Origin of the sequence: Candidatus Chloroploca sp. Khr17 (assembly GCF_004138165.1) — a bacterium.
Classification (GTDB): domain Bacteria; phylum Chloroflexota; class Chloroflexia; order Chloroflexales; family Chloroflexaceae; genus Chloroploca.
This window is the reverse complement of the sequence record NZ_RYFF01000032.1, coordinates 40,381-66,436: the sequence shown is the minus strand read 5'-3', so window position 1 is coordinate 66,436 and position 26,056 is coordinate 40,381. Positions and strand designations below refer to the sequence as shown.

Below are 26,056 nucleotides of genomic sequence, written 5' to 3'. Positions count from 1 at the left end.
GATGCTCACGAACGATCACTCCATTGGGGTGGGCGCTTTTCGAGGAAAGCACAGATCCCCTCCTGGGCATCGGCGAAGGTGGCATTGAAGGACATGACTTCTTTGGCGTAGCCGTAGGCCTGGTGCTGGGGCATGTTGATCTGGCGATAGAAGGCCTGTTTGCCGATGCCAATCACGGCGGAACTGGCCGAGGCGATCTTCTGCGCCAGGGCAAGGGTGGTTGTTTCGAGGTCGGCGATAGGCACCACGCGGTTGACCAGGCCAAACTGGTGGGCCTCGCTGGCGCTGATCGGGTCGCCGGTCAAGAGCATTTCGAGAGCGAGTTTGGCTGGCACAGCGCGACTGAGCGCAACCATTGGTGTTGAGCAGAAGAGGCCTATTTTGACGCCTGGTGTGGCAAAACGGGCATCGTCGGCGGCAACCACAAGGTCACATGTGGCGGCCAGTTGGCATCCTGCGGCCGTAGCAATGCCATGGATCTGGGCAATGACGGGCTGGGGGATCGCCTGGATCGTCTCCATCAAGACAGTGCAGATATCAAAGATATGGCGATAAAACTCGGGGCTGCGTCCGGTCATCTCACTCAAATCATGTCCTGCACAGAAGGCTGGGCCTGCCCCCCGGAGAATAATCACCCCGATGTCGCCCCGTCGCCCCAGGGTGCGAAAGGCGTCGATCAATTCTTCCATGTGTTCGAGCGAGAGGGCATTGCGCCGCGAGGGACGATTCATTGTGGCGATAGCGATGCGGTCTTCGACTGTGAGCAAAATATGCTGGTAGGTAGGGACAGGGCTGGTCGTCATTGACAACTCCTTCTTGCTTGGTGATGCTAAGGCTTCTCGCGAGCAATGGTACAATCTTCGAGGCAAGTGCGCAAGCAGCGGTGCGAGGATGGGGGCTGAGATCGTGCGGATTCTGTGGCTTGATCCTTTTCATGGTGGGTCGCATGCAGCGGTGGCCGCAGGCTATGCGGCGCGCAGCGCGCACCAGGTGACGTTATTGACGCTGACGACCAGTGGGGGGTGGCGCTGGCGGATGCGCGGCGGGGCGCTTACGCTTGCGCGGATGGTGCGTGAGCGTGCTGAACGACCTGACCTGATCATTGCGAGTGATATGCTTGATCTCGCCACGTTTCGGGCGCTGACAGCGGATCTGCTTGGCGGCGTGCCGGCCTTGGTCTATTTTCACGAAAATCAACTAACCTACCCATTGCCGCCAGGTCGCCAGCGTGATCTCAGTTTTGCCTGGATCAACTATACATCGGCGCTTGTGGCCGACCGGCTCTTGTTCAACTCGGCTTTTCACCAGCGCGAATTGCTTGGTGCCTTGCCGGGTCTGGTGCGTCGGTATCATGATTGCCACGAACTTGAGTTGGTGAATCAGCTTGCAACGAAGAGTAGCGTGCTGGCACCCGGGATCGATCTCGCGTCACTTGAGCAGCGTGATGCGCTATGGACACCCCCAGGGCCACCGATTTTGCTCTGGAATTCACGATGGGACTATGATAAACAGCCCGAACTCTTTTTTGCTGCGCTCGAGATTCTTGCAGCGCGACGGGTGGCTTTTCGCCTGATTGTAGCAGGTGAGCATATCGATCCGCGCGCACCGTTATTTCTTGCCGCCCGCGAACGCTGGGCCAATCATCTGCTGCACTGGGGGTATGCGCCCGACCGGGCCTCCTATGCGCGCCTGCTTCACCAGGCCGATCTTGTGGTGAGTACAGCGGCGCAGGAGTTCTTTGGCATTGGCGTGATCGAAGCGCTCGCGTGTGGTTGCGAACCTGTCCTACCAGATTATCTCAATTACCCTGATCTTTTGCCGAGGTTATGGCACAATACATGTCTCTATGATCATCGTGGAGGGGCCGCCGCGCTTGCCGTGGCGCTTGAGGCAGCACTTGCACGGGTAGGCGCAATTCCGCGTGCGACCTGGCAAGCGCTGGCTTCGCCATACGATTGGCAACAGATGGCACCGCTCTATGATCGGATCTTTGGTGAAGGGTAGATCATAACATGACCGCTACGCAGAAACAACTTGCCATTCATGCTGAAGGGGTCGAGGTCAACTTTGGCAATGGTGCTGGTATTTTTGACCAGAACTACAGCGTGCCTGAGGGCACCATTCTCGGCATGATCGGGCCATCGGGATGTGGCAAGACAACCACATGTCGGGTTGCCCTGGGCTTGCTTGCCCCGCAGCGCGGCACGATTACCACGCTTGGGCGCACGCCAACCCGTTTTACCGCCGAAGACCGGGAACGGATCGGGTACATCCCGCAGCAATTTGTGCTTTACCCACGGTTGAGTGTGGCCGAGAATATCTCGTTTGTTGCCTCACTCTATGGCATGTCGACGCGTCAGATTAACGTGCGGATGGACGAATTGCTGGCTTTTGTTGATCTGACCGACGCCCGTGATCGTCTGGGGCAGAATCTTTCAGGAGGCATGCAGCGCCGCCTGATGCTTGTGGGTGCCCTGATGCATGATCCAGTGCTGCTCTTTGCCGATGAGCCAACGGCTGGCATTGACCCGGTCTTGCGTCAGCGCTTCTGGGAATATTTTCGTCGTCTGCGTGACGAGGGCCGTACGCTGGTTGTCACCACGCAGATCGTCAGTGAAGCGATCTACTGCGACTATGTTGCCGTGATGCGGCAAGGGCGTATTCTGGCGGTTGATACACCAATGGGCCTGCGGCGACGCGTGCTCGGGGGCGAGATCATTGATTTGACCCTGGAAGATCCTGAGAACATCGGGCGGGCGCTCGCCACGCTGCGCCGGTGGCGTGAGGTGGTCAAGAGCGTACGGGTTGCCCCCAACAGCGAAACTGACCTGCATGTCGTGGTGGAGGATGCCCGCGAATATCTGCCCGAGGTCTTGAATCGCCTGGAAAACCAGCGCCCGCGGATCGTCGTTGCCAGTGCGGCCCCGCTCGACGTGAGCTACGATGATATCTTTATCCGGTTGATGGAGGAAGCGCAGGCACCGCAGGAGGCTGATCATGGCTGAGCTTTCGGACAAGCCGGTTGTGGCGTCGCGTGAGACGATTGTGACCCCAGGATGGCAACGCTGGTTGATCCGTGTGCGGGCCTATTTCTGGAAAGAAGTCAACGAAATTCGCCGCCAGCCGCTCTTGATCTTGAGTCTGATTATTGGGCCATTGCTGGTACTCATCCTCTTTGGCAGCACCTATGTCAATAGCAACCCGCGTGTGCGTACAGCCGTCGTTCTTCCCGCCGAGGGCATACCCGGCCTGGAAGAAGAACAGCTTCGCCAGGTCATCGGGTTGAACTTCGATTTGCGTCTGGTCACCAGGAACCAGGCTGAAGCCGAGGCGCTGTTAGCAACAGGGGCGATTGATCTGATCCAGGTGTTGCCCGACAATATTTTTCAAACGATGCGGAGTGGGGTGAGCCCCGAGATTTTCTTTACCGCCAATGTGATCAATCCACTGGTGGAAGGATGGGTGCAATACCTTGCTTATGCGCAGGTGAACGAGATCAACCGGACGCTGCTGGTAGTGACGACGGCGCGTGCTCAGGAAGAGGCTGCCGGGATACGGGTGCGGGTGGTTGATTTTGAGGGCAAGATTCTTGAATTCGAGCAGGGTATTAGTGAAGCCCGGAAAGAAGCGGCGGAACAGGATCTGAAAACCTTCATTGATTTCCTTGATGAACTGAATCGGATCCTGCCACCCCAAGAGGTACTGGCGCAGCACTCGGATGAACTGGCCCAGTTGCGCCCGATCTTGACAAGGGTGCGCATCAATCTGCGCGAGGTGCGGCGTGCTTTGCTTGACGAGACGCTGAGCGAGGGCTTGCTCGAATTGACCAAAACCCGCAGCGATCTGCAACTCTTGAGTGGTACCCTGGAAATCTTTGTCAATATCGCCCCTGATCGCTTGGTCTCGCCGGTCAAGCTGAGCTACCGCAATCTCAGGGGTAGTGCGTATTCGGCGGTGGTTTACTATTCGCCTGGCGTGTTAGCTTTGCTGGTGCAGCACACGGCAATTACCCTGGGGGCGTTGGCCCTGGTACGCGAACGACTGATGGGTGCGTTTGAGGTTTTTCGCGTCGCCCCGGTGAGCTTGCACCAGTTGATCATCGGCAAATATCTGGGCTATATCGTCTTTATTGGCCTTGCGACTCTGGCTCTGATTATCGCCATGCTGGTGATTGGCGTCCCCTTGTTGGGCAACTGGCTCCAATTTGCCGGTCTGACCCTCTTGCTGATCATTGCCTCGCTGGGGGTCGGCTTTCTCATCTCGGCGCTCTCGGGTTCCGATAGCCAGGCGATTCAGCTTGCGATGATCTCGCTTTTGCTCTCGATCTTCTTCAGCGGCTTTTTCATCAGTGTCGAGAGTTTCGCCCCCGTTGCGCTGCCGGTGGTCTATGCGATCCCGATGAGCCACGGGTTGGCCGGGTTTCAGTACCTGATGCTGCGCGGTCTGCCCCCCTCGCCGGGCAGTTGGCTTGGCCTGAGCTTGATTTCCATCATTACCTTTGCCCTTGTCGTCATCATCACCCGCCGCCAGTTGCAGCGGGCGTGAAGTTTTGCATTTTTGATGGGCGCGTGCTATACTCACGCCAACTAAAGATCAACGACTGTGAACGGGAAGAGTACACACGGTACGGCGGCCCAGCGATCCGGTAGATGGTGTGAGGCCGGAGCGCACGACGGTGTGGAATGGACCCGGGAGTCGCGGAGCGAACTGGTACCACTGGTGCCATAGTAGGAGCCGCCGGAACTGCCACCGTTAGCAAGGCAGATGGTATAGAGCGAGGGCAATTGCGCGCAGTTGCTTCGACAGTACCAGGTGAGTGCGCAGTCAGTGATGGCTGCGAACGAGAGTGGCACCGCGATCTTTTCGCCTCTCGCCCCCTGCTGGGGGTGGGGGCTTTTTTATTGTCTGTAATTCTGCGTTGAGACAAGGAGCATGCTGATGGAGACGGTCAAGTATCTGTTGAGTGAACGTGAGATGCCGGAGTTCTGGTATAACATTGTCGCCGATCTGCCGGTGCCGCTGCCGACGGTGTTGCATCCCGGGACAAAGCAGCCGATTGGGCCTGCTGATCTTGCCCCTCTCTTTCCTATGGCCCTGATTCTGCAAGAGGTGAGCACCGAGCGTAGGATTGAAATTCCTGATGAGGTGCGTTCGATCTATCGCCAGTGGCGCCCGACGCCGCTCTATCGCGCCCGTCGCCTGGAGAAGGTCCTCGATACGCCGGCCAAGATCTACTATAAGTACGAGGGTGTCAGCCCCGCAGGGAGCCACAAGCCAAATACGGCCGTTGCGCAGGCGTATTACAACAAGCAAGAGGGTGTCAAGCGCCTCGTCACCGAAACGGGGGCCGGCCAGTGGGGTTCGTCACTCGCCTTTGCGGGGGCGCTCTTTGACCTCGAAGTGCTGGTCTATATGGTCAAGGTCAGTTTTAACCACAAGCCCTATCGCCGGGCTTTGATGGAGACCTATGGGGCACGCGTGGTCGCGAGTCCAAGCGAAGAGACGGCGTCAGGGCGGGCCATTCTCGCTGAACATCCCGATAGCACGGGCAGCCTGGGCATCGCGATTAGCGAAGCCGTCGAGGTGGCGGTGCAGCGCGATGATACGCGCTATGCGCTCGGCAGTGTGCTCAACCATGTGTTGTTGCACCAGACGGTGATTGGGCAAGAGGCGATGGCGCAGCTTGAGCAGGCCGGCGATTATCCCGATATTATCGTCGGTTGCACCGGCGGCGGTAGCAACTTTGCCGGGATTGCCTTCCCCTTTATTGGGGCCAAGATGCGTGGCGAGCGTGATGTGCGGGTCGTGGCGGTCGAACCGGCCGCGTGCCCAAGTATGACCAGAGGCAAATACGCTTACGATTATGGTGATACTGCGGGGATGACACCGCTGGTGAAGATGCATACGCTTGGTCATACCTTTGTGCCGTCCGGTTTCCACGCGGGTGGTCTGCGCTATCACGGGATGGCCCCGCTCGTTAGCCACTTGCTTCAACTGGGCCAGATCGAGGCGACCAATGTGCAGCAACTCGAGACCTTCGCGGCTGGCATCCAGTTTGCCCGTGCCGAGGGCATTTTGCCGGCCCCCGAGGCGAACCACGCGGTCGCTGCGGCGATCAATGAGGCGCTGCGCTGCAAAGAAGAGGGCGTCAGCAAGACGATCCTCTTTAACCTCTGCGGTCACGGCCACTTTGATATGACGGCCTATACCGACTATATGGCTGGCAAACTGAAAGATTTCGAGTACTCGAGCGAAGAGGTTGCGATGGCGCTTGCCGGTTTGCCAAGCGTTGGGTAGAAGTGTTGCGGTATGGGGCCAAGGCGTGCGCCTTGGCCCCATACCGCTAGAGGGGCGTTGGCGGCGGCAGTTCAGCGGAGCGTGACCTGTACGTTAACAAGTGGCCCGGCGGCGTTGAGCGTGAGATAGCGGCTTGGGCCAATGGTTTCAATCTGGTAGGTCGCGGGTTGTCCGTTGAGGATGACGCTGCGCACCGTGCGGAGCGTCGGCGGCAGCAACAGGCGTACCTGGATGTTCTCGCCGCTTCCGGTGGCTTCAAGGGTCAGCCGACCGTCGCCCCCGAGTGATGCAGGCGGGGTGTAGTTCCAGCGGTAGGCGGCATACCCGTTTGAGGCGGCATAGCGGGCAACGGCGTAGGCGTTCGTGATGGGGGTGCGTGGATCGGCTAGCCAGCGTGGGCTCAGGCGAGTTATGCTATAGGTCAGGCCGCGGTCTTCGATGCCTGCTGCGCCTTCAATCAATGCTCCAAGCATCGCACTCGAACCCCACCCGTCGGTGGGCAGAAATTCGCGTACAATCGCCACGCCGCCGGTCGGATAGTACCAGAGATAGGTTGAACCGGTACGACGGATCAACTGGTCGTAGCGGTAAAGAATATCAAATCCGTAGCTCTCGTAGCCGTGGCGAAAAGCACCGCGCGCCAGTTCGCCGCCGACCAGCGGCATCACGCCACCGTTGACATACTCGCCTGGGCGTTCGCCGAGACGCCCGTCGAGACCAAATGCGCCTGGGGGGAAGGGTGGATCAATGCTGTACCATTCGGCAAAGGCGGTGCGTGAAGGATCATTGAGTCGACGCTGATATTCGGCCAGGATCGCCCGCCCCTGGGCCAGGCTCAAGACCCCTCGATTGAGCGCAACTGCATTCGAGAGGCTCAACTGAGTCGCTTCGTCAACACCTGGCACTTGGTAAGGCACGAGTTTGACGTGGTGCGTGTAGAAGGTGCCATTCCAACTGAGCCGGTTGAGGCGCACCATAATGTCGCTCGCAAGGCTGCGTCGCTGCGCCGCAAGCTCGACCTGGCCGGCCTGCTCTTCCATGACAGCAAGTGAACGCAAGGCTTCAGCCAGGCCCGTATTGTCGCCATGAAAGATGCCCCATTTGGTCTGCTCATCGATCCAGTGGCGTGGCGCTGGCTTGCCGGTATTGGGGTCGGTTGTCGTCGGCCCATACTCGAAATCCCAGGTGTCAATCGTGAAGGGACGCTTGACCAGGCCCAGCGTGGGTTCCCAGCGAATGGGCGACGTCAGCGTATAGTTGATCGCCTTCTGCGCCGAGGGGAGCATCCCGAGCATCCAGGCGGTATCGCCGGTGGTCTGCCAGGTCTCATAGATCAACTGAACATAGAGGTATTCGACATCAGCCTCGACGGGGGTGCGCATTGCGGCAATGCCCCAATCGGGCCGGGCCACAAAATCGGGCAGGCTCCCATCATCGGCTTGGATACGCCGGTTGGCTTCGAGCAGACTGGTCAGGTCGGTCTCGAAGTAGCGAAAGGCGCGATTTTGGTAGTAGTGGTCACGCAGCCAGAGGAGGGGGCTATCAGGCGAGCGGTAGCCGACAACAGGTTTGCCATCGAGGGCGTAGCTCAAGCGTTTCGAGGCCATAAACTCGGCCACGCGCCCATACAACTGATCAAACGTGGCGACACCCGTTTCGATGGTCGTCTGAGCATCAAGGCGATAGAGCGTCCCATTGGCGACTTGGCGGCCATCTTCGAGAAAGAGGGCGGCCCAATGGTTGCCAAGGGCACCGCGAGGCACCACCTCGACCGCACCGAAGCCGTCGGCGAGCAGCAAGGGGAACGTGCCAACCTCACGCCCGCGCCCATCGAAAACAAGGAGCGTGGCGGGACCACGATAGTCAGCCACATTGACATTGACAACCACCGGGGCCAATGGGGCAACAACCGGGCGGGCACTGGTAAACGAAGCGCGCGCCTGGGCCTGGACAGGGGCCAGGGGCAATGAGGCGAACACGAGCAGGATCACCAGGACGAACAGGCGCAATGAGGGCAAATGGGGCACTGAGGTTCCTTTCGTGGCTGGAAAAGTAGACATATCCACTGAGGCGTGGCCTCAACATATAGCGAGCACAGGGTCATTTTCTGCGGGGCAGTATACCATGCCCTGCGGCTCTGATAGACAAGGAGAAGCGAACATGAGTCCGAAACCGCGTGTCTTTTCGGGGATTCAACCCTCGGGCATGCTGCATCTGGGTAATTACCTTGGTGCGATCCAGCAATGGGTGGCTGGCCAGGGTGAAAAGACCAATTTCATCTGCATTGTTGATCTGCACGCCATTACGGTACCCCAGGATCCTGCGGCGTTGCGACGCCAGACGCGTGAACTCGCGGCCCTGCTGATTGCGGCAGGCATCGATCCGCAACAAACGACGCTCTTTGTGCAGAGCCATGTCCGGGCACATGCCGAGTGTTGCTGGATTCTTAACTGTGTCACCCCGCTGGGTTGGCTAGAGCGTATGACCCAGTATAAAATGAAAGCACAAAAACAAGAGAGTGTGCTGGCGGGTTTATTAGATTATCCAGTCTTGCAAGCTGCAGATATCTTACTCTACGATACGCATGAAGTTCCGGTTGGTGAAGACCAGAAGCAGCACATTGAGCTAACGCGGGACATTGCCCAGCGCTTCAATTACCTGTATGGTGAAACCTTTGTGGTTCCAGAGCCGGTGATCCGCGAGACTGGGGCGCGCATTATGGCGTTGAACGACCCGACCGCCAAAATGAGCAAGAGCGACTTTACGCGGGGGCATGCGATCCGCATCACCGACGAACCCGACGAGATCCGCTGGGTGGTGAAGCGTGCGGTCACCGACCCCGGGCGCGACATCACCTTCAGCGACGATCCCACCCGGGCCGGGGTCAACAACCTGCTGCAGATCTACGAACTCGCAACCGGCCAGAGTCGCCCCGCCATCGAAGCCCATTTTACGGGCAAGGGCTATGGTGCGCTAAAAAACGACGTTGCAGACGCGGTCATCGAGGTGCTTCGGCCAATTCGTGAGCGGTATTATCACTTGATTGACGATCCAGCGGAACTGGATCGCATCCTCGTCATCGGGGCTGAGCAGGCGCGGGCTGTTGCCGAACCAAAAGTTCGCCTTGTCATGGAGCGAGTTGGGTTTGTCTTATCAACCTGATGAGGTGTTGGGAGCCGCAAGCCCCCAGGCATCGTTTGTGGTTCAACACGCCATGAGGTGTTGGGCACCGCAAGCCCCCAGGCATCGTTTGTGGTTCAACACGCCATGAGGTGTTGGGCACCGCAAGCCCCCAGGCATCGTTTGTGGTTCAACACGCCAGCGTAGCTGGCGTGTTGAACCAGCAAACGACAGGGTTTTAGGGCGGCAGCCCCTTAAACAAAAAGGAAAACCATGTACACACCCGATCTCAAAACGATACGCACCTTGCAAGGTCAGGGCAACCTCTGCCCAATCTACCGCGAGATCTTGGCCGATCTTGAAACACCAGTCTCAGCGTATCTCAAGGTGGCGCACGGGAGCTATAGTTTTCTGCTCGAGAGTGTTGAAGGTGGGCAGCATATCGCCCGGTACTCGTTCATCGGCAGTGATCCGTATATGGTGTTGCGGCTTGATCGCGGCACGGCGCAGGCCGTGCAGGGCGGGTACAAACAGACGCTTCCCTATACTGATCCGCTGGTGGTGCTCGACAGCTACCTCAACGCCTACCGACCGGTGCGCTTGCCAGATCTGCCGCGGTTTGTTGGTGGTGCCGTTGGCTACCTGAGCTACGAGACGGTCAGTTACTTCGAGCGGCTTCCAGTGCCGGAGGCGTGCGCCTACCAGATGCCGGAAGGTCTCTGGATGTTTGTGGATACGCTATTGATTTTTGATCACCTACGCCACAAGATCAAGGTCTTATCGCACGTTCACCTTGATGCCGAAGATCTAGAGGCCGAGTACGAGCGGGCCACGGCGCGCATCGAGGCATTGGTGGAACGACTACGCCAGCCGGTGAGCGTGAGTGATCGTCTGGTAGGCGGCGAGCGCAACTACGAACCGCACTCAGCGCTCGTGCCTGTCGTACCGACCGAGCCCCAATCCAACGTGAGTCGCGACGCGTATCACGCGAACGTCTTGCATGCCAAAGAGTACATCATGGCGGGCGACATCTTTCAGGTGGTGCCCTCGCAGCGTTTCACCCGCCCGACAACGGCTGATCCGGTCACCATCTATCGCGCCCTGCGCACGGTCAACCCATCACCCTACATGTTCTTATTGCGCACGGCAGAAGGCGATCTGGTTGGGGCCTCGCCTGAACTACTCGTACGGGTGCAGGAGGGTGAAGTGCTCACTCACCCAATTGCGGGGACGCGGCGGCGGGGGCATGATCTGGTGGAGGATGCCGCGCTCGCTGACGAGTTATTGCATGACGAAAAAGAGCGGGCCGAACATCTGATGCTGGTTGACCTAGGGCGCAATGACATCGGGCGGGTCAGCGAGGCAGGAACCGTGCGCGTACCCGACTTTATGTTTGTCGAAAAGTATAGCCATGTCATGCACTTGGTGAGCCATGTGACGGGCAAACTCCGTGCTGACCTGAAAGCCCTTGATGCGCTGCGGGCATGTTTCCCTGCGGGTACGGTGAGTGGCGCACCAAAGATCCGGGCGATGGAGATCATTGCCGAGCTTGAAGGCAGTCGGCGGGGCATCTATGCAGGGTGTGTGGGTCATGTCGGCTTTAACGGCGATCTGGACACATGCATTGCCTTGCGCACAATGGTCGTGCAGGACGGGGTTGCGTACATCCAGGCCGGGGGTGGGGTTGTCGCCGACAGCGATCCGGAAGCGGAATACCAAGAGAGTCGCAATAAAGCGGCGGCGCTCTTGCGGGCGATTGACTTGGCAGAGACGATGCTTTAGGAAAGAGAAGATAGGAAAGAGAAACGCACGAGGGGCGCGACGGTTTCGCCGTCGCGCCCCTCGTGTAATCTGAACGAGTTTGAACTCGTTAAGCGAGCGGATTATTGTAGACGAAGTTGGTAAACGTCGCCTCGTTGGAACTATTCCAGCCATAGACGCGGTTACGGAAATCTTTCCACGGCTCAAAGATCTCCTTGAAGATCGGCGTGCTGGCAGCAGTCTCTTCGTAGAGTTCAAAGGCGGCAGCCTGGGCGGCCACCATAATCTCATCGCTATAGGTCCGCAACTGCACCTTGCCACCCGAGAGAATGCGCTGGAGGGCATCACCATTCAGGGCCTCGTACTTGGAAATCATATTCAGATTTGATTCCCAGGCCGCGACCTTGAAGATGCGCTGATATTCAACGGGCAGCTTACTCCACGCATCGGTGCCGGCCATTGCATGCAGTGTTGGGCCTGGCTCCCACCAACCCGGCGAATAATAAAAGTCCGCAGCATCGGCTAGACCAAGCTTCTCATCATCGTAGGGGCCGACCCACTCGGCGGCATCAACGGCACCGGTCGAGAGCGCCTGGAAGATCTCACCACCGGGGATCGTCTGGGTCACGGCACCGAGGCGCTGAATGACCTGGCCACCGAGGCCGGGGATACGCACACGCAGACCTTGGAGGTCAGCGACGGTATTGATCTCACGGCGGAACCAGCCACCCATCTGGGTGCCGGTATTGCCAGCGGGGAAGATGATCGAGCCAAATTCAGCGGCGAGCTTATCGAGCGCCTCGTTACCGCCGCCGTGGTAGAGCCAGGCATTCTGCTGGGTCGCGGTCAAGCCAAAAGGCAGCGAGGTTGCGATACCCCAGGCCGGATTGAGACCAACGTAGTAATACATCGCCGAGTGGCCCGACTCGACGGTACCCTGCTGCACATTTTGCAGCACCTCAAGGCCACCAAACAACTCACCAGCGGGGAAGGTGGTAATCTTGAACATCCCATCGGTCAACTCGCTCACGCGCTCAGCGAGCACCGTGGCACCACCATAGATCGTATCAAGTGAAATAGGCCAACTCGTACCCATGCGCCACTCAACGGCTGGCAGTGACGAAGCCTGAGCAGGGGCCTGGGCCTCACCTGTGGTTGCTGGGGCTTCAGCAGCGGGAGGGGCTGCGGGGGCACCACCACATGCGGCGAGAGTCATGCCGACCGTACCGAGTACACCAGCCGCCGCGCCGCGAAGAAACTCACGTCGTTTCATGCTTGCTCCTGAGCATCTGTTATTATTCCGGGACAGGGAAAACGTTGGAACATTATAACAGGTCTCGTATTTTCAAGCAAGCGTATTGTAGGGCTGACGTCCTAAAGGCCCAGGGGTCATCTGGCACCAGACGACCCCTGGGTCTTTAGGGCGTTGTGATGACTGAGCTTAACTTACAACGACAGACATCGCGCTACCATCAGCCGAGCGTGCATAGGCATCGGCGTGGCAGTCACACATATCTGAATGGTCGTCAAGCAGGTAGCGGTAGCCGTAACGGCTATCACGGTCAACCAGGAGGGCTACACTCCAACCTTCCTCATAGCGGCGCAGTGGCGTGGCGCGGGCATTCCATTCGTTGAAATCACCGACCAGATAGATCCGGTCAGCCCAGATCGAGGAGGGTACAGAAAAGGTAAGCTGCAGCTTGTCGGGTTGATCAGGTACAGTGTGTTTGATAACCATGGTACATTTTCCTTAAATGCCTGATTGGAAGCAGCCCCTGTGTTCATGCGATCCTGGCATGGAAAAACTGTTCCATTGTGCGTGAGGTAAAAACAATTGAGGACACAACTGACCTGGATGTTGGCGTTACGGGGATGTGTCTATACCATGGAGCATACCGGATTGTGCGCTGAATGTCATTGCAATCAGCCGTGCAATTTCCGTGCAGTTCGTGGAATTATCGTGCAAGCAGCCCGATCAGTTCAATGCAGAGGTTATCAAGCTTGAAGTGGGCCTGCCAGTTAATCGGCAGATACGAGTTGTTGTAGTGGCTATAGCGGCAACGAAAGCGCACAGGTTGTTCGTTGCTGACGGCCAGATGGATCGCACTGATCACGTGCTCGAGATCATCAGGATAGACATGGGTGACAAAAATCGTCTCAAGCAAGCCCTCGGCGGGCCACCCAAGCTGTTCGTGCCATGCCGCATTGAGGGTGATGATTGATCCGCTCAGGTTGATCGTGGCACACAGCGGTGAACGACTGTCAGTGTTGGGAATGGCTGGCAAGTGCTGGGTCATAACGAAGTGCATTCTGAACATACTTTGTCAATATTCTGGCAAGCTTGTGTACAGCATAACCGAGAATATCTATGCTGAGAAGCGTAACTTACGGGAAGTTTGCGTGAAGTTTGGCGGGCTTAGAGCGGGGGTGCTTCGAGCATACGATAGCCTAGGCCGCGCACGGTTTCGATGGATCCTGGTTGTCCAAGTGGAAGGTTCAGTTTCTGCCGGAGGGTGCGTACCAGGGGGCGGACGAGTTCACGTGCTTCGTCGGTGTCGTCGAGGTCAAGGTTGTGCGTGATTTGTACCAACTCGCGTGCTGACATGATACGGCCAGCCTGGCGCATCAGACCGGTGAGCAGGGTGAATTCGCGTGCCGAGAGCACCAATTCTTCGTCGTGTAGCCAGGCGCGGTGGCGCTCAGGATCAATCTGGAGAGGCCCGAGGCGGAGCAGTTGCTCGGCGACGGATGGCTGGGCAACGGGTGTACGTTGGAGCAGTTGGGCATAGCGTCGCAATTTGCCCTCAACCACGGCCAGGAGATCTTCTGGTTGGATCGGCTTGGTGAGGTAATCATCAGCGCCGAGTGCTTTGCCAAAGCGAATATCGCTGTCAAGGGCACGGCCTGTCAGATAGACCAGGGGAATACCGGTCCATTCAACCCGACGGCGAATCGTTTCGAGCAACTGGTAGCCATTCATTTGCGGCATCGCGACATCGGCCAGGATCAGATTGATCGGCTCTGTTTCAAGGATGGTGAGTGCTTCGCTCGCCGAGGTACACAGCGTCACGCGATAGCCTTCGGCCTCGAGCAGCATCTGCACGGCTTGCAGATGCTCGATCTGATCGTCAATGATGAGAATGGCTGCCATGCTCTTCATACGGCCTCTTCATCACTGTCAAGGGGCAGATAGATGACAAAGGTACTGCCAATGCCTAGGGTCGACCTGACTTCAATTGTGCCGCCATGCAGGCGCACCAATTCACTAGCAATCGAGAGGCCCAGCCCTGTGCCAGGAATATGGCCCTGTGTTTCGGCACGATAGAAGCGTTCAAAGATATGCGGCAGATCAGTTGCCCGAATGCCGATGCCACTATCGTTGATCCGTAGGGCCACCCATTGCCCCGGCGGTAGGCGTAGGTGCCCAGGCCAGGTATGATCAAGTTGATCGGCAACGATGGCCCCCGTACACACAATCTGGCCATGCTCAGGCGTGAATTTGAGCGCGTTGGTCAAGAGATTGCGCAAGACCTGGCGTAGCTGGCCCTCTTCACCAATGACGGGCAATGCCTGACCTCGCTCGACCGTCAGGCTCAAATGTTTGCGCCGCGCTACCGGCAGAAACTGGGCTACCTCGTCGCGTACCAGGCGCATCAGATCGATGCTGTGGCGTTCACCATCCACACGCCCGCCGTCAATGCGTGAAATTTCCAGGACACTGCCAATGAGTTCATTGAGGGTACGGGTATGGGCACGAATATCAGCAATGATCGCGAGGCGACGAGGATCATCAAGCCGGTGGTAGAGCAATTCGAGATTGCCCGAAAGCATGGTAATCAACGAGGTAGGTGAGCGCAACTCGTGCGAGACATTCGAGACAAACTGATCCTTCATCCGCTCGGCCGCCCGGGTTGCCGTAATATCGCGGTGAACCGTCACAAAACGCACGGGATGGCCTGGTGCATCAGGATCGAAGAGGGGGGCAACCGTGATCGCCGCATCGTAGGGAATGCCACTGGCATCAACCATCGTAACTTCACCCTGCCAGCGGCGGCCACTCTTCAGCGCGGCACAGAGTTGCGTATTCGCGTTTCCGTCTGCCGTCTGAGTACACCACCATGACCAGACGGTCGGGTTGATCCCGCCGTGCAGCCCGGTGAGGGTGGTCGCGGCAGGGTTGAGGTAGTCAATGACCCCGTTTGGATCAACGACAATGACGGCTTCGCTCAAGGCTTCGAGCATCGCACGGGTGCGATCACGTTCGTGGCGCAGATCACGCGTTCGCTCCATCACCCAATATTCAAGTTGAGCCCGCTCTGCCCGCAGGGTCGTCTCGGCGAGTTTGCGGTCAGTGATGTCACGCGCAATCCCTTCGATCGCAATGATCTCGCCAGTGGCGTTGTAGACCGGCACATTGCGCTGTTCAACCCAGAGTTCAGAACCATCGCGGCGTACCCAGCGCAATTCAATTGGCTTGAAACTCACTCCTCCTTCCATCATATCTTTCAGGGTATGGCGATCTTCAGGATGGATCAATTTATAGCCAAGTTGCGGATCGGCATAATGATCGTCTGGGCTATAGCCAGTCAGGGTCGTAACTGCCGGGCTCACATACTCAAAGCCTGGATCGGGGTGCAGGCGGTACCGATAGATGATGTCAGGGGCATGTTCGGTGAGGCGCCGGTAGCGCGCTTCGCTCTCGCGGAGGGCCGACTCGGCGCGTTTGCGCTGGATCATCGCCCACATGCCACTCATAAAGAGGAGCAACTGACGGGCATCTTTTTCGTCGTAATGATCAAGTTTATTGCCGACGCCGGCAATCGCCACGATCTGGTCGCCGTCGATCAGAGGGACACTCATATGGCGAACCAGATGGATATGCCCTTCGGGGTAGCCATGACGATTAGGTAAATTTTGATAATCGTTGTGGAAGACGGGGGCCCGCGTCCGTAGGCAATCCACCCACACGCCCGCGCTGGCGATGGGATAGTGGGTATTGGCGGCGGCCGAGCAGGCCTCGCGCACGCTGTTTGACCAGGTAAAGAGTTGGAGGTTGACGCCATCGGCAAGGACAAAGTGGAGGTACCCGATGCTGCTGCTGGTCAGCCGCACTGCTTCTTCGAGCGCATACTCGATCACCTCACGTTCGCTCTGGTTGGTCATCTCGGTCAGGTGGAGCAGGGCCTCTTGCCGTTCAATATCAAGCTGGCGGTTGGTCTCATCGCGGTTGCGGCGCTCTTCTTCTTCCAGTTTCTCGAGCGCAAACGAGATCACATTTGCGACCTGTTCGAGCATGCCAACTTCCTGCCGATCAAAAAAGCCCCGGCTATCGGCATAGAGGTTGAGCGCACCGATTGCCCGTCCATAGACAACAAGCGGAAATGCCCCTGAGGCTCGTAAGGCATGATGGGCCGCCAGATGGTGCCACGGACGTGTGTTGGCGCTGTCGGCAATGTTGTTGCAGACAACCGCACGCCCTTCACGAATAGCGGTGCCTGTTGGTCCGTGACCCGCCGGTTCATCCCGGCTCGTCACCTTGATCGCATAGGGATATGAGGACGCTTCCCCGCTGACGCCCATCGGCACAACGCGACCCGTCCGTTCATCGACCATGCCGATCCAGGCGAGTTTGAAGCCCCCTTCTTCCACTGCAATCTGACAGACATCGGCAAAAAGCAGCAGGCGGTCATTCCGGCGCACAATCGTCTCACTGACCTGACTCAGCACTCGGTAGAGGCGATTGGCATGCTGGAGACGCCGACGAGGCGTGCGGCGGATTGTGCGTGGCATCTTTGTGCTCCTTTCGCTCTCTATTGTACCTTTTATGGTACACTATAGCCAATTCCTCATTCAATAGCTATCGGGTCGCTACGATGATGTTGCGGGAGATCGCTCTAGGTCATGCTAGTATGACATATATCTGACCTGATCGCATCACAACTGCATCCTCATGATAGCAATCCACTAGAATTCATGGTATGGCTACCCAGACGCTTCATTTTCACGACAGGGTTGATACGGCGCTGCACGACGAGACCTTGAAGACGGCGCTGGAGCGGGCAACCACACGTTTTGTGGGCAATCGGGCCGGGGCGATTGATGCGCTTGAAGATGCTGATGGGCTACGCCGTCAGGCGCGGGCATTACGGGCTAATGCGTTGAGTAAACTCGATGAGTTGCTGGCACGCCTGGCCGATCAGGTCGAGGCCCGTGGTGGCAAGGTCTGTTGGGCTGCTGATGGTGAAGCCGCCCGCCGCTATATTGTCGAGCTTGCCCGCGACCGTGGGGTCAAGAGCATCGTCAAATCCAAGTCGATGGCTTCGGAGGAGATTCACCTCAACCATGCCCTCGAACACGCTGGCTTTGAAGTTGTCGAAACTGATCTCGGCGAGTATATTATTCAGCTTGCCGGCGAAACGCCGTCGCATATTATTGCCCCCGCGATCCATAAGACCCGCGAGCAGGTGAGTGCGCTCTTCGAGAAGCACCTCGGGATGACGCCGACGACTGAGGTGCCGCCGATGATCCGCGCGGCGCGGACGGCGCTGAGGCAACGGTTTCTCCAGGCTGACATGGGCATTAGCGGGGTCAATTTTGGTGTCGCCGAAGAGGGTGCCATCGCGATTGTTGAGAACGAGGGCAATGCTCGCCTCTCAACGACGGTGCCACGCATCCATGTGGCGATTATGGGCATCGAGCGCATTGTCGAGCGATTTGATGATCTGGCGGTGATGCTTCAGGTGCTGGCTCGTTCGGCCACTGGCCAGAAACTGAGTGTCTATACGAGCATTATCAGTGGCCCGGCTCGCCCCGACGAGGCTGATGGCCCCGAAGAGTTTCACCTGGTGCTGCTCGACAATGGCCGTTCGCGCATCCTGGGCGGGCAGTATGTCGAGTCGTTAATGTGCATTCGCTGTGGGGCCTGCCTCAATGCCTGTCCGGTCTATCAAGCGATCGGCGGCCATGCCTATGGCGGCGTCTATTCGGGCCCCATCGGGGCGATCCTTACCCCGCTCCTCCAACCCGATCTGCCTGATGCCTACCTTTTGCCTCAGGCGAGTTCGCTCTGCGGGGCTTGCCAGGAGGTCTGCCCCGTCGGGATCGCGATCCCCGATATGCTGCTACGCCTGCGCGCCGATGCTGTCAAGGCAGGCAAGGCCCATCCGGTCGAAACGGCAGGCATCAAGAGCTACGCGCTCATGATGAAGAATCCGCTAGTCTATCGCGCTGGTGGCCGCGCAGCCCGCCTCGGTTCACGGCTCATCGGGCGCAAAGGGCGTATTCGTCACCTCCCGCCTCCCTTGCACCTCTGGACGCACGGGCGCGATTTCCCGCAACCTCAGGGCTCGCAGAGCTTTAGCGAATGGTGGGAAGAACGCCAGAAGAAAGGGCGTACGCAATGAGTCGTGAACAGATGTTAGCAACGCTACGGACGAGTCTTGCTTCGAACCGGGCTTGGCTTGAGGCCGAGGCACACAAGGCTCCGCATACGCCGCCACCGTTTGTGTTGCCGCCCGCCGATGATCTGGCGGCTCAGTTTGCCGCCGAATTGACGAAACTTGAGGGTCGCGTGTATCAGGTTGCTGATCATGAAGAGGCCCTCGAAACCGTTGCGACCCTTCTTGAGGAACGCAAGGCCACGACGGCAGTCGCCTGGGATCGCGCGCAGATTGGGCTCCCCGGTCTTGACAAACTGCTGGCTGAACGTGGCGTGCAGGTGCTTGATCCGGTAGTGCGCGACGAGGCGCGGAAGGCGCAGTTGCAGGTGCTCGAACCGGCCCCGGTCTGTCTTTCAGGGGCCGACTTTGCGATCGCCGAGAGTGGCAGCCTGGTGCTCTATCATGGGCCGGGCCGTCCGCGGCTGGCCTCGTTGCTGGCACCGACGCATATTGCGGTGATCACGAGCGACCAGCTTGTTCGGGGGCTCGGTGAGGCGATGGCTCGCTTGCGTGAACGCTACGCCGGGAGACTCTTTGATGTCACCAGTAATCTGACCTTGATCAGTGGTCCCTCGCGCACGGCTGATATTGAGATGACGCTCTCGTTGGGCATTCACGGGCCGCCTGAGCTCCACGTTGTGCTTGTACAGACACCGTGAGCAGTGGGCCTGATCCTGCGCTGTCGCCCTCCATTATCATGCATTCCGTCAGTGAAGGTGAGGGCGCGGTGCCTCTCGCCGAACTTGTCGCATCTATGGCTGGCACAGTGGGGACAACGGCGCTGGAACGTGGCGGGGTCTGGGTAAACTGGCGGCGGGTTCTGTCGTCGGAGTTGACGGTTGAACCGGGGGATCAGGTGACGATACGCCTGCCTCCGAACGGTATATATGCCGAGCCTGTCGTGACGGCGGCGGATTTTGTGTACGAAGATCGCTGGCTGGTTGTACTCAACAAAGCGGTTGGCTGGTACACCATCGAAACCCCGTGGGATCGGCTTGGCAATGTATGGGTTGCGCTGAAAACCTACCTCACGGCACGTGACGGTACCGACGTCGTTTTGCATCCGGCGCACCGACTGGATCGCGACACCTCGGGGTTGCTGCTCTTTAGTCGTGACGCCGGCATCAACCGTGCGCTGCATGATGCGTTTGCTGGGCGCAGCGTGACCAAACGCTATCTTGCGTTTTGCGCTGGGAGACCTGAATGGAGTACCTGTACCGTCACGACCGGCCACGGACGGTCAGCGCATGGGCGCTGGCGTCTCTATGGGGAAGACGAGATTGGTCAGACGCTGCCGCAAGGTGGCGGACGTATCAAATCAGCACAGACCAGCTTCAGGTGTCTGCACAAGTACGGTGAATATGCGCTGATCGAGGCTGAACTGCACACCGGGCGCACGCATCAGATCCGGCTTCACCTGGCGCATCTGGGGCATCCGATTCTCGGCGACGCCACGTATGGTGGGCCGACCGAGGTTGCCGGGGTGCCAATAAGACGGCATCTTCTGCATGCCGGCGTACTCAGCCTGAGGCACCCGGTGACACACGAACCACTGCACCTGAATTGCCCCTTGCCTGAGGATATGCGCGACTGGGTTGAGCGTGAGGCATTATGAGCCGCGCTGACGGCGAACCGTAACACTCTCGCCGGCGATACCCCAGTTATCCGTCTCGACCTCTTCGATAATCACAATGGTTGTTGCCGGATTCTTGCCGAGCACCTCACTCAGCATCTGGGTAGAGCGGCGGATCAACTCAGCCTTCTGCTCAGCGGTCGCGCCTTCGCGGGTGATTTTGATATGGACATAGGGCATAGATGGTTCTTTCCTCGTGATTTAGCGCAACTGGAAGTGGCGCGCCAGCAGACCACCGAGGGTTGCCGTTCCCACACTGAGAATCTGGGCAACAATGAAGACGAGCGGTGTCGGTTGGAGCCCGATGCTGCTTGCTGCGACGGCCAGAATGCCGACGAGGCCAACGAGCATCCCGTGTAGGGCCTCGGAGCGTTCAGCAACGCGGGCGGCGACAAAACCGCCAATGGCGGTCGAGAGCAACAGGAACCCAAGAATCGCCAGATGAATGGGATTGGTCATCTCGGGTTCACGAAAAAAGGCCGTCAACCCAAACCAGAAGAGGCTCACCTGAAGCAAAATGCGGAGGGAAAAATCAACCATCCAGCCAATCGCCACTGCGATCCACTGCACCCCACGGTCAGATGTCAAAAAAGCTTCTATTGACTCATACCCCATGCAAGCAGAAAAATCATGAGCGTAATTTCGATCGCCTTGAGGCAATCGGCGCGTACCTCATTCCAGAACTCGTCCTGACCGAGCCACCACCAGATACGGTTCCAACCCGTGCGAAGGCGCTGCTCGTCTTCCCAATTGCGCAGCTGCTCAACACAAGCAAGGCGCCAGAGACGCCGTGTATGAATGATCAGCGTCATCCCCCACACACCGGTCATCACCAGGTGCAATAGCGTAGGCATACGACGAGCTCCTCTTTCGCAAATCTACCTTGTTGGTGTACAGATAATGCTTGCACAGCAAATGCACGCTAGCGCACATCTTTTGACCACCATCTGTTCTTATTATGCACCAGTTTTGCCACGTCTGGCAAGGTAGATTTGCTCAGATTCGCACTATTCATCGGGACTCATCGCATCAAACCGACGTTTCATTGCGATCCCGCCGGTAAGGGCGACGATTGACAACCCGAAGAGACAGGTCAGCGCCACAATTGCTCGATAGCCGAGCGGCTGTGGTTCACGCTCGTTCTTTGCAGGTGTTGGTTCAGGATCAAAGAAAGGCTGACACGTATGCACGCACTGGTCAGGCACAAACAGGGGGAGTGCAACGAGGGCAAGCTGCCCATAGCCTGACCAGGCGGCAGGAAGCACCAAGAGCAGCATCACAAGCGAGGCAAGAACGAGGCGCATAGTCTCACTTCAACTCTGCGAACGATAGGGCTGACACGTGCCATCGGTACACTCTTCGTTGCGGCCACCGATGGCATAGCGATTTGCGGCAACCCAGGCATAGAGCGGGCGGGCAAGGAACATTGCGCCGGGCAAGCGCATGAGCTCGCCCAGGCCGCGCAGTGATGGTAAGCGGAGCAGCGTTTCGCGTACGGCGTCGGCCCCCTGATAGAAGGTACCATCAGGTGCCACCAGATGCAACTCGCGCTGCGCCATGGCGGGGGTCACTTGTGGAAAGCGCTTACGCGCTTCAGCCGAATTCATATCGAGCAATTCGATGAGACCATCGTCGTTATAGGCTGCAATGGTCTCGACCTGACTACTACAGATCCGACACTTGCCATCAAACAACAGCGCATACTGATAGGTAGACATACGACACTACATTCTAGACTACATTAATAGGGTGCAATAGCCGTCACGATCAAGACAAACGCAAGAAAGCCAAGCACTAGTGCACTGGCGATCTGAATAGCACGGCGCTCTTTTTTACGCATATGAGATCCTTTCCGGGGCTACCACCCCTTGCACATCTTTTCATAGTATACCATTTGCAGCGGCTGTGCGGTAGGGCGTTTTGTCCTCTGAGGGTTGACAAAAGCGGCAAAGACGTGTAAACTTTGTAGTAGTTCGGATTTGAACTACTACAAAAAGATAAGGAGAAGAAAATCTCCCATATGGCAACTGTACAGCTTCTGGATCAACTTGCAGCGCTCGGGTTAACCGAATATGAGTCGAAAGTCTACCTGGCGCTGCTGAGTGAAAACCCGGCCACTGGCTATCAAATCAGCAAGCGTTCGGGCGTTCCGCGTTCGATGGTCTACGAGGCCTTGGGGCGGCTCGAGGCGCGTGGGGCGGCGCTCAAATCCGAAGAGGAGAAGGCAACGCTGTACCGACCGGTTTCGCCGGCGCTGTTGCTTGATCGCTACGAGCGTGAAGCCCGTGAGCGTGCGGCCAATCTGCGTACCGAACTTTTGCCCCTGTACCATCAAGAAAAGACCGGGCGGCTCTGGAATTTCAGTGGGCGTAACGAGGCCCTGGCCTATGCCGGCGATCTCATTGATCGGGCCAAACGCGAACTGATGCTTGTTTTTACCGATGCCGACATCGAGGCTTTGCGCCATCGTCTCGAAGATGCGCATGCCCGTGGGGTTGCGCTGGGCGTCATTCTCACCGGTGACACCCCCTTTGAGCTTGGTCAGGTGGTACGGCATCCCAAACGGGAAACTGAATTGCACCGCATGGAAGAGACGCTGATCGTGGTTGCCGATGAGTGTGAATTTCTCATTGCTAGCGGTCATATGGTCACTTCGGCCACCGTCACAACGAACCCGAATATGGTCTTGATTGCCCGTCAGTTTATCTGGATGGAACTTTTTGCTCAGCGCATTTTTGCTCGTCTGGGCCCTGAATTGCTTGAATTGCTGTCACCTGAAGATCGTCAGGTATTGCGTTAAGGTACTGCGCCGCAGGCCTGCGGCCCACTGCATAGCACGGTAGCCTCTGGTTGGGGGCGTAAGCCTCCTAAAGGAACACCATATGATTACGTTATCAACCTCACGTCCTGAAACAAAACCTGAACGTCGTCTTCAGTTTGATGCGACTTTTGTTGAACAACTTTTTGTCGCGCTGACGCTGGTAGGCATTATTGTCGGGATCGTCCTGGAGCGCATAGAAGCCGCACCTACTCTGTTGTTGTCTGTCTATGTTGCAACCTATGTGACCGGTGGTTTCTTTGCCGTCATTGCGATCATCGAAGCCCTGCGCGAGCGCACGATTGAGGTCGATCTGCTGATGGTGCTCGCGGCGCTCGGGGCGGCCTATGTAGACGCCTGGACCGAGGGGGCGATCCTGCTCTTCCTCTTCTCGCTGAGCAATGTGTTGCAGAACTATGCGATGAATCGCACCCGCAGCGCGATCTCGTCACTGCTCGAGTTGCGCCCTGATACGGTGACGATCCGGCGCGATGGTGGGCTTCAAGAGGTGCCGCTTGAGGCAATTGTGCCTGGCGATCTCGTTGTGCTGCGCCCCGGTGATCGGGTGCCACTTGATGGCGTGATCGTTCAGGGTACCGGCAATTTCGATGAGTCGGCCATCACTGGTGAGTCGATGCCGGTGCAAAAGGGTGTCGGTGCGACGATCCTGGCTGGCACGCTCAATCAGAGCGGTGCCCTTGATATGCAGGTTGCGAAGACGGCTGAAGAGAGCACGCTGGCCCGCATTATTGGGATGGTCAGTGATGCCCAGGCCCGCAAGGCGCAGACGCAGAGCTTTCTCGACCGCGCCGAGCAGTGGTATGCCATGGGTGTCATTGCAACGGTGGCTCTCTTTATTTTCCTGGTGCCACCGATCTTTGGGGTGAACTTCAGCGATAATTTTTATCGTGGCATGGTTTTGCTGACCGTCGCTTCACCGTGCGCCCTGGTGATCAGCGTGCCCGCTGCGCTGCTCAGTGCCATCGCCAACGCTGCGCGCAAGGGGGTTCTCTTTAAGGGTGGTGCCCATCTTGAAGAGTTGAGTCGCGTCAAGGTCATTGCCTTTGATAAAACCGGAACGCTCACCTATGGCCGCCCTGAAGTGACTGATATTCTGCCGCAACCCGGCGTAACAGCGCATGCGTTGCTCGCGGCGGTGGCTCGTGCCGAGTCTCAAAGCGAGCATCCGATCGCCAGGGCGATCCTTGCGTACGCCGAGGCCCAAGGTCTGGAGACCGACGAACCCGAAGCTTTCCAGGCGGTGACCGGGATGGGCGTGCGTGCGACCTGGGAGGGTCAAGAGACCCTTGCTGGTGCACCAAAACTCTTTGCGCATGCCGGTTTGCCGGTGCCCCAGGAACTGCTGGACGAAGCGGATCGTCTGGCGCTCGAAGGCCGCGGCACGGTGTTGCTGGTGGCCCGTGGTGGGCGCTGGTTGGGCTTGATCACCGTGATGGATCGCGAGCGCCCCGATGCTGCCGCGCAGCTTGCAGCGTTGCGCGCCGCAGGCATCGAACGCATTGTGATGCTCACCGGGGACAATGAGCGTGTCGCCGAAGCGTTGGGGCGTCGTCTCGGCATTGACGAAGTTCACGCCAGCCTGATGCCTGAAGATAAGCTGCGCATTATCGAGGATCTGGGCCAACGCTATGGGCCGACGGCAATGGTTGGCGATGGGGTCAATGATGCTCCGGCGCTGGCCGCTGCTTCCAGTGGGATCGCGATGGGTGCGGCGGGCACCGATGCGGCCCTCGAAACGGCTGATATTGTCTTGATGCGTGACGATCTCAGCGCCATTGCGTATGCCGTCGAGTTGAGCAAGCGTACTCAGCGCATCGTCTGGCAGAATATCAGCTTTGCCCTGGCTGTCGTCGTTGTGCTTGTCATCGCGACGCTCACCATCGGCATCCCGTTGCCGCTTGGCGTCGTCGGGCACGAGGGGAGTACGATAATCGTTGTGCTCAACGGCTTGCGCCTGTTAGCGCATCGGTAGAACAGAGGGCGTACGCCCTCTGTTCTACCAATGCGCTGCTGCTTGTCAGCGCTTCGCCTTACGCATATCTTGGTGGTGGCTGGCGCTGCGCAGCAGCGCTAGCCACCACGCAAATTCTGCTATAATCAGGGCAGTTTGCTCGCGTTGTGTCGTATGCGGAGAATGCCTGGGATGAAGAAGCCGCGCGTTGTTGTCGTGATGCCTGCCTATAATGCCGCTCGTACGCTCGAACGGACGTATCATGATATCCCGCCTGGTGTGGTTGACCACGTCATCCTGGTTGATGATGTTTCCCGCGATGAGACGGTTGAGATTGCTCGGCAACTCGGGATCGAGGTGGTGATCCATATCCAGAATCGCGGGTATGGTGGCAACCAAAAAACATGCTACCTTGAGGCTCTGCGCGATGGGGCCGATATTGTGGTGATGCTGCACCCCGATTATCAGTATGATTCGACGCGCATTGTTGAGTTGATTCGCCCGATCGTTGCCGGTGAATACGATATGATGCTTGGCTCGCGTTTGAAGCGCCAGCCAGGTCAACGCGGCGTTCCTGCGCTCGCCGGGGGCATGCCGGTCTGGAAGTATATCTCGAACCGGTTTCTGACGATCTGCGAAAATGCTGTGCTTGGCCTCAATCTCTCCGAGTTTCATACTGGTTTTCGCGCCTACAATCGTCGTTTGCTCGAGACCGTACCGTTTTTGCTCAACTCGGATGATTTTGTCTTTGATACCGAGATGATTGTGCAGGCAGTGCAGTACGGCTTTCGCATTGGCGAGATTGCGGTGCCAACGCGCTATTTTGAAGAGGCATCGTCGGTCAATTTTCAGCGCTCGGTCGTCTATGGCCTTGCAACGCTCAATGTCCTGCGCCGGATGATGCTTCACCGCGCTGGTCTGCGTCGTTATCCTCAGTTTAGCGCTCGGCTGGCTGATGTGATCAGTCCACACCATAGCGAGGCTATTCTTGGCGAGCGTCAGTAGTGGTAGCTGGC

24 protein-coding genes are annotated in these 26,056 nt (G+C 58.0%); 12 read left to right on the top strand and 12 right to left on the bottom strand.

The annotated features are described in order from the left end of the window. Window positions 1-5: 5 nt before the first annotated feature. Entirely contained in the window at window positions 6-803 is a 798-nt protein-coding gene (locus EKD05_RS17420) for an enoyl-CoA hydratase (protein ID WP_129675053.1), read from the bottom strand. 88 nt (window positions 804-891) lie between these two features. Here EKD05_RS17420 and EKD05_RS17415 point away from each other — a divergent pair, with 88 nt between their 5' ends. From EKD05_RS17415 to EKD05_RS17400, 4 genes are all read left to right on the top strand, one after another. Then, entirely contained in the window at window positions 892-2,004 is a 1,113-nt protein-coding gene (locus tag EKD05_RS17415) for a DUF3524 domain-containing protein (RefSeq protein ID WP_240695833.1), read from the top strand. An 8-nt stretch (window positions 2,005-2,012) separates the two neighbouring features. Next, complete coding sequence (locus tag EKD05_RS17410; RefSeq protein WP_129675051.1) at window positions 2,013-3,005, top strand: ABC transporter ATP-binding protein; 993 nt, start codon at window positions 2,013-2,015, stop codon at window positions 3,003-3,005. Continuing rightward, window positions 2,998-4,545 carry an ABC transporter permease gene (locus tag EKD05_RS17405; RefSeq protein WP_129675049.1) on the top strand — a complete coding sequence of 516 codons (1,548 nt, stop codon included), beginning with the start codon at window positions 2,998-3,000 and terminating at the stop codon, window positions 4,543-4,545. Before EKD05_RS17410 ends, EKD05_RS17405 begins: the two co-directional genes overlap by 8 nt. Window positions 4,546-4,938: 393 nt before the next feature. Continuing rightward, entirely contained in the window at window positions 4,939-6,297 is a 1,359-nt protein-coding gene (locus EKD05_RS17400; RefSeq protein WP_129675047.1) for a TrpB-like pyridoxal phosphate-dependent enzyme, read from the top strand. Window positions 6,298-6,368: 71 nt separating this feature from the next. Here EKD05_RS17400 and EKD05_RS17395 read toward each other — a convergent pair whose 3' ends face one another. After that, window positions 6,369-8,324, bottom strand: coding sequence for a hypothetical protein (locus EKD05_RS17395; RefSeq protein ID WP_240695832.1), 1,956 nt, complete (start codon window positions 8,322-8,324; stop codon window positions 6,369-6,371). Window positions 8,325-8,457: 133 nt separating this feature from the next. Between EKD05_RS17395 and trpS the strand changes: the two genes are divergently transcribed. Together trpS and trpE are read left to right on the top strand one after the other, a co-directional pair. Then, entirely contained in the window at window positions 8,458-9,459 is a 1,002-nt protein-coding gene (gene trpS / locus EKD05_RS17390; protein WP_129675043.1) for a tryptophan--tRNA ligase, read from the top strand. 231 nt (window positions 9,460-9,690) lie between these two features. Next, window positions 9,691-11,199 (top strand): anthranilate synthase component I, encoded by a 1,509-nt coding sequence (trpE, locus tag EKD05_RS17385; RefSeq protein WP_129675041.1) that lies wholly within the window; start codon window positions 9,691-9,693, stop codon window positions 11,197-11,199. 88 nt (window positions 11,200-11,287) lie between these two features. Here the strand turns inward: trpE and EKD05_RS17380 are convergent, their stop codons facing one another. The 5 genes from EKD05_RS17380 to EKD05_RS17360 form a co-directional block, all read right to left on the bottom strand. Beyond that, on the bottom strand, window positions 11,288-12,451 hold the full coding sequence (locus EKD05_RS17380; RefSeq protein WP_129675039.1) for a TRAP transporter substrate-binding protein: 1,164 nt from the start codon (window positions 12,449-12,451) through the stop codon (window positions 11,288-11,290). A gap of 168 nt (window positions 12,452-12,619) precedes the next feature. Further along, window positions 12,620-12,916, bottom strand: coding sequence for an isoamylase early set domain-containing protein (locus EKD05_RS17375; RefSeq protein WP_129675037.1), 297 nt, complete (start codon window positions 12,914-12,916; stop codon window positions 12,620-12,622). A gap of 217 nt (window positions 12,917-13,133) precedes the next feature. Next, complete coding sequence (locus EKD05_RS17370) at window positions 13,134-13,475, bottom strand: PAS domain-containing protein (RefSeq protein ID WP_165360783.1); 342 nt, start codon at window positions 13,473-13,475, stop codon at window positions 13,134-13,136. 119 nt (window positions 13,476-13,594) lie between these two features. Beyond that, window positions 13,595-14,338: a response regulator transcription factor gene (locus EKD05_RS17365; RefSeq protein ID WP_129675033.1), complete on the bottom strand. Its 744-nt coding sequence runs from the start codon at window positions 14,336-14,338 to the stop codon at window positions 13,595-13,597. After that, window positions 14,335-16,968, bottom strand: coding sequence for a GAF domain-containing protein (locus EKD05_RS17360; protein ID WP_129675031.1), 2,634 nt, complete (start codon window positions 16,966-16,968; stop codon window positions 14,335-14,337). The genes EKD05_RS17365 and EKD05_RS17360 overlap by 4 nt, the downstream gene beginning before the upstream one ends. Before the next feature lie 188 nt (window positions 16,969-17,156). Between EKD05_RS17360 and EKD05_RS17355 the strand changes: the two genes are divergently transcribed. From EKD05_RS17355 to EKD05_RS17345, 3 genes are all read left to right on the top strand, one after another. Beyond that, on the top strand, window positions 17,157-18,581 hold the full coding sequence (locus EKD05_RS17355) for a LutB/LldF family L-lactate oxidation iron-sulfur protein (RefSeq protein ID WP_129675029.1): 1,425 nt from the start codon (window positions 17,157-17,159) through the stop codon (window positions 18,579-18,581). Beyond that, complete coding sequence (locus EKD05_RS17350; RefSeq protein ID WP_129675027.1) at window positions 18,578-19,276, top strand: lactate utilization protein; 699 nt, start codon at window positions 18,578-18,580, stop codon at window positions 19,274-19,276. The genes EKD05_RS17355 and EKD05_RS17350 overlap by 4 nt, the downstream gene beginning before the upstream one ends. 68 nt (window positions 19,277-19,344) lie before the next feature. After that, window positions 19,345-20,232: an RluA family pseudouridine synthase gene (locus tag EKD05_RS17345; RefSeq protein WP_165360782.1), complete on the top strand. Its 888-nt coding sequence runs from the start codon at window positions 19,345-19,347 to the stop codon at window positions 20,230-20,232. Here EKD05_RS17345 and EKD05_RS17340 read toward each other — a convergent pair. The 5 genes from EKD05_RS17340 to EKD05_RS17320 form a co-directional block, all read right to left on the bottom strand. Next, complete coding sequence (locus EKD05_RS17340; protein WP_129675023.1) at window positions 20,227-20,430, bottom strand: 2-hydroxymuconate tautomerase family protein; 204 nt, start codon at window positions 20,428-20,430, stop codon at window positions 20,227-20,229. The genes EKD05_RS17345 and EKD05_RS17340 overlap by 6 nt on opposite strands. A 21-nt stretch (window positions 20,431-20,451) precedes the next feature. Further along, window positions 20,452-20,838, bottom strand: a complete 387-nt coding sequence (locus EKD05_RS17335) for a TIGR04086 family membrane protein (RefSeq protein WP_165360781.1) — start codon at window positions 20,836-20,838, stop codon at window positions 20,452-20,454. Between the two features lie 8 nt (window positions 20,839-20,846). Further along, entirely contained in the window at window positions 20,847-21,104 is a 258-nt protein-coding gene (locus EKD05_RS17330) for a hypothetical protein (RefSeq protein WP_129675019.1), read from the bottom strand. A 153-nt stretch (window positions 21,105-21,257) separates the two neighbouring features. After that, window positions 21,258-21,554, bottom strand: a complete 297-nt coding sequence (locus tag EKD05_RS17325; protein ID WP_129675017.1) for a hypothetical protein — start codon at window positions 21,552-21,554, stop codon at window positions 21,258-21,260. Between the two features lie 9 nt (window positions 21,555-21,563). Further along, a complete protein-coding gene (locus tag EKD05_RS17320) occupies window positions 21,564-21,968 on the bottom strand; it encodes a thiol-disulfide oxidoreductase DCC family protein (RefSeq protein ID WP_129675015.1) in 405 nt (134 codons plus the stop codon). A gap of 302 nt (window positions 21,969-22,270) precedes the next feature. On the opposite strand from EKD05_RS17320, the gene EKD05_RS17315 reads away from it, so the two are divergent. From EKD05_RS17315 to EKD05_RS17305, 3 genes are all read left to right on the top strand, one after another. Further along, complete coding sequence (locus tag EKD05_RS17315) at window positions 22,271-23,050, top strand: TrmB family transcriptional regulator (protein ID WP_129675012.1); 780 nt, start codon at window positions 22,271-22,273, stop codon at window positions 23,048-23,050. A gap of 82 nt (window positions 23,051-23,132) precedes the next feature. Further along, window positions 23,133-25,061: a heavy metal translocating P-type ATPase gene (locus EKD05_RS17310; RefSeq protein ID WP_129675010.1), complete on the top strand. Its 1,929-nt coding sequence runs from the start codon at window positions 23,133-23,135 to the stop codon at window positions 25,059-25,061. Between the two features lie 171 nt (window positions 25,062-25,232). Further along, window positions 25,233-26,045 carry a glycosyltransferase family 2 protein gene (locus EKD05_RS17305; protein ID WP_205703966.1) on the top strand — a complete coding sequence of 271 codons (813 nt, stop codon included), beginning with the start codon at window positions 25,233-25,235 and terminating at the stop codon, window positions 26,043-26,045. The last annotated feature ends 11 nt before the right edge of the window (window positions 26,046-26,056 follow it).